At 56.3% G+C, this 4200-nt stretch carries 4 protein-coding genes and 1 pseudogene; all 5 read right to left on the bottom strand.

The genetic code is table 11. The annotated features are described in order from the left end of the window. A pseudogene (locus SMC7_RS00880) lies at positions 1-659 on the bottom strand (3-methyl-2-oxobutanoate dehydrogenase subunit beta); the annotation flags it as partial. Continuing rightward, complete coding sequence (locus SMC7_RS07590) at positions 656-871, bottom strand: 4Fe-4S dicluster domain-containing protein (RefSeq protein WP_119088499.1); 216 nt, start codon at positions 869-871, stop codon at positions 656-658. The gene SMC7_RS07590 and the pseudogene SMC7_RS00880, both read right to left, overlap by 4 nt. Before the next feature lie 19 nt (positions 872-890). After that, positions 891-1634 (bottom strand): hypothetical protein, encoded by a 744-nt coding sequence (locus SMC7_RS00870; RefSeq protein WP_119088498.1) that lies wholly within the window; start codon positions 1632-1634, stop codon positions 891-893. Positions 1635-1655: 21 nt separating this feature from the next. Continuing rightward, positions 1656-2753 (bottom strand): butyrate kinase, encoded by a 1098-nt coding sequence (gene buk / locus SMC7_RS00865; RefSeq protein WP_119088497.1) that lies wholly within the window; start codon positions 2751-2753, stop codon positions 1656-1658. Positions 2754-2829: 76 nt separating this feature from the next. Then, positions 2830-4095, bottom strand: a complete 1266-nt coding sequence (locus SMC7_RS00860; protein ID WP_119088496.1) for a Glu/Leu/Phe/Val family dehydrogenase — start codon at positions 4093-4095, stop codon at positions 2830-2832. Positions 4096-4200 lie beyond the last annotated feature (105 nt).

Genomic DNA, 4200 nt, shown 5'->3' with positions numbered 1-4200 from the left:
AGTCCGGCAGCATCCAGCGTAAGACTGGTAATGATATTTGCATGGTCACGTCCATGTCGCCCGACCGTTGCCCACTCCGGTGTCTTCAGCGTCGAAACATCGATCCTGGTCTTGAACTCGACGGGTTCCATCATCTGTCCGATGAGACCATCAACAATAACCATGACCACCATGCGGTACTTGTCCGCCAGTTCGAACGCATCGACAAACAAATCCACGCCTTCCTGGATCGATGAGGGAGCAAGGACAATGCGTTTGTAATCCCCGTTGCCGCCCCCTTTGACCGCCTGGAAGTAATCCGCCTGAGCGGGAGCAATGTTGCCGAGGCCAGGCCCGCCACGCATGGCATTCATGACGACACACGGGACATTGGAGCCGCTGATGTAGGAAATGCCTTCCTGCATCAGGGAAATGCCTGGGCTGGAGGACGACGTCATAACCCGGACACCCGCGCAGGCAGCACCGTAGACCATGTTGATAGACGCAACCTCGCTTTCAGCCTGCACGAATTTGCCACCAACCTCTGGGAGACGGCGGCTCATGTACTCGGGCGTCTCATTCTGTGGTGTAATAGGGTAACCAAAATAGTAGCGACATCCCGCCTGGATGGCACCTTCCGCAAGGGCCTCCGCTCCCTTCATAAGAACCTTGTCGCTCATGCCTTCACCTCTCTGTGCAGTTCGATGGCAATATCAGGGCAAACCAGCACACACGAACCACAACTGGTACACTTGTCCTGATCCGTGCACTGTGCAGGTCTGAAACCACGAGCGTTCAACCGGTCACTTATGATCAGGATCTTGACAGGACAAACGCTGACGCACAGACCACAACTCTTGCACCGCTGTTCGTCAATAGAGACTCTTTCCAAGGGTGACCTCCATATTGCTTCAGAATTCCGTTTGCGACCCGACTGTATCCAGAATGCGATTGAAAACGCGAATCACCGACAGCAGCCTGGCCGCGCCCGGCGTGAGTCGATGCACTACCTGATCGGCATACTCCGGCGACACAAGCACTGCGACGACAGGCAATCCCTCACTATCACCGAGAGACTTAACAGCATCGTAGCCGCGCTGTACGTCGTCCGCAGTTGTCTCTGCCTGCAGATTCGTGTTGGCAACAAGCCCAGTCACCTCAAGGCGTGCGCCTGAGCGAATGGCCGTCAGCATGCGCTTCATGCCATCAGCGTTGTCCATTCCCGGTCGCAACGTGTTCACCACGATGTACAAGCGGTAGTCACTGGCAATAATCGTTTCACGAAACTGGGCGACAGCTCCTGCCCCGATGGCGTCTCCACCAACATCGATGATCTTGATTGTTTCTGGAGAAGACAGAAGAGCATGCAGATTACGAGGAAACGTCGGGATGTCTGCATGAAGGAGTCGACGCTCCGGTTCAACGATGTTCAACCTGCCTGTCTCGTCATCGGTCAGCAGCCGCAGCATGTCACGAAGACGGAAATATGGCTTGACGACATCCAGGTCACATAGTGCCACCTGAAACGTCGTCGTGCGGATCAGTGACAGGGCAAGGTTGATAGCGACCTCGGTCTTGCCAGATCCAGAGGGTCCTGCAAACAGAATCAACTCACCTGCCCGCGGTCGACCAAACAAATCGGCAAGTTCACGCATCGGCCTGCACGTCCAATGTGCTCAGGACCGTCCGCTACCCGCCTGCTCCGGCGGATACACTCCGGCAGGTACCGAACCATCCAGCACGCGGAGCACGCCCAAAGCCAGCGCTTTCATCTCGTCTTCGCCTGGATAGACCTTGACCGGTGCGATGAACTGGACGCGCCTTGTGATCTCGTCAACCAGGAGAGCCGACTGGGCGATACCTCCCGTCACGACAATCGCGTCGACGTCCCCCTTCAATACGGTGGCCATTTCCCCGATGGTCTTCGCGACCGTGTACGCCATTGCGGTGTACACCAGACGAGCGTGCTCGTCACCATCGTCGATCATCTTCTCGACCATGCGAGCGTCGTTCGTTCCGAGATGGCTGACCAACCCTCCCTTGCCTGCAAGGAGTTTCATCACCTCTGGCTGCGAATATGCACCTGAAAAACACAATTTGACCAGCCCAACAGCCGGCAGACTGCCCGCTCTCTCAGGGGCGAACGGACCATCACCGTTGAGCGCATTGTTTACGTCGATGACCCGGCCCAAGTGGTGCGCCCCAACAGAGATTCCTCCGCCGAGATGAGCCACGATGAGATTGGCCTCTTCATAGGTCTTGCCAATGTCTGCCGCCGCCTGCCTGGCAACAGCCTTCTGGTTGAGAGCATGAAAGATGCTCACGCGGTCAATCCCCTTCAAGCCGGAGAGACGCGCCAGTGGGTCCAGTTCGTCGACAACGACGGGGTCTACGATGAACGCCGGAACACCCGATTCCTTTGACAGCTCGAATCCGATGCATGCAGCTAGATTGGATGCGTGTGTGCCCAGTACGGGTTCGTGCAGGTCACCCACCATCGCCTCATCGACGCGATACGTTCCTGAGGGAAGCGGTCGTAGCAATCCTCCCCTGCAGGCAATAGCCGAAAGACTGGCCACGGCTACATTGTGGCGGGTGAGGAAATCTTTGACGATCGCCAGCCGCATTGGCAGCTGGTCCATGAGCGAGGAAAATTGCGCAATCGTGGGGGCGTCGTGGGAAATGGTTTCGGTGGCGCCAGCGGTCCGGTCCTCGAAGACAGACAGCTTAGTGCTTGTAGAGCCTGGATTGATGACAAGAATCCTGAATGGCAAGGCCGCCTCCAATATCCTGGATGCACCAGCAAGAAAGGAGGGCGCGCTGAACGCCCCCCGGAGAGAATACTATCTATCAGCCTACCCAGCCACGAACCTTGACGGCCTCACCGACACGCTCGACTGCGACCATGTCAGCGGCCATCCTCATCGTGACCTTGTCTGCCTTGTGCTTGGTGTACATATTGTGCACACGCTCGAACGCCTCGGTCATGACACGTTCAAGCTTCTCATTGACTTCTTTCTCGGACCAGTAGTAACCGTAGTTGTTCTGAATCCACTCAAAGTAGGAGACGGTGACACCGCCGGCATTGCCCAGAATGTCCGGGATTACAAAAACACCGTTCTTCTCAAGAATCTCGTCTGCATCAGGGTTGACGCCACCATTGGCAAGTTCCACGACGATCTTCGCCTTGACATCCTTTGCATTGTCCTTGAGGATGGCGTTCTGAAGAGCTGCAGGTATATAGATGTCGACGTCCAGCGCGCGTAGTTGCTCGTTGGACACATTGTCGAGCCCCTTATACCCCTTCACGGTGCCGTTCTTGTTCTCATACGCCTTCAGATCATCGGGGTCGATACCCTTGGGGTCGTAGACTCCCCCGTTGACCATCGTAATGGCAACGATCTTTGCGCCATCTTCTTCACGAAGGATCCGGGCAGCATAGAAGCCGACGTTACCAAAACCCTCAACGGCCACGGTAGCGCCCTTGAGGTTCATGCCCATCTTCTTTGCGGCCATCCGCAGACAGTAAACGCCGCCCAGTCCCGTTGCAGCAGTCCTGCCAAGAGACCCGCCGACGATGAGAGGTTTCCCCGTCAAGAGGGCAAACGTGTTGTGGCCAGTCAGCTTACTGTACTCGTCCATCATCCATGCCATGATTTGGGGAGTCGTGTTGACATCTGGGGCAGGAACATCACGGTCAGGACCGACAAACGTGCCCAGCGCGCGGATGTATCCACGAGAAAGCCGCTCGAGCTCGCCGATGGACAACTTCTTGGGATCAACAACGATACCGCCCTTGCTACCGCCATACGGGAGACCGACGACAGCGCACTTGAGCGTCATGAGGGTCGCCAGAGCCTTGACATCCTCGAGGGTCTCGTCCTGGTGAAATCGAATGCCGCCCTTGGTCGGTCCAACAGCGTCGTTGTGCTGGCAGCGGAATCCCTGAAAAACCTTCGTCGTGCCATCATCCAAGCGAACAGGGATGGAAACGCTGAGCGTCCTCTGTGGGTTGCGGAGAATCTCCGTGATCTCGGGATTCTGACCGAGTTTCGTACCTGCAATTTGAATTCTGTCTTGAGCTACCTGGAACCAGTTTTTCTTCTCGCCTGCCATAATAGCCTCCGTGACGTGTGGTGTTGGCTCTCAGGGAGAATGGAGAGCCGTCCCGTTATGGGGCTTTAAAACACCATCTTTCATTCTAGGCCCATGCGCCAACAT

The sequence above is a fragment of the Candidatus Cryosericum terrychapinii genome (assembly GCF_003570925.1).
GTDB classification, from domain to species: domain Bacteria; phylum Caldisericota; class Caldisericia; order Cryosericales; family Cryosericaceae; genus Cryosericum; species Cryosericum terrychapinii.
This window is presented reverse-complemented; position numbering and strand designations above follow the sequence as displayed.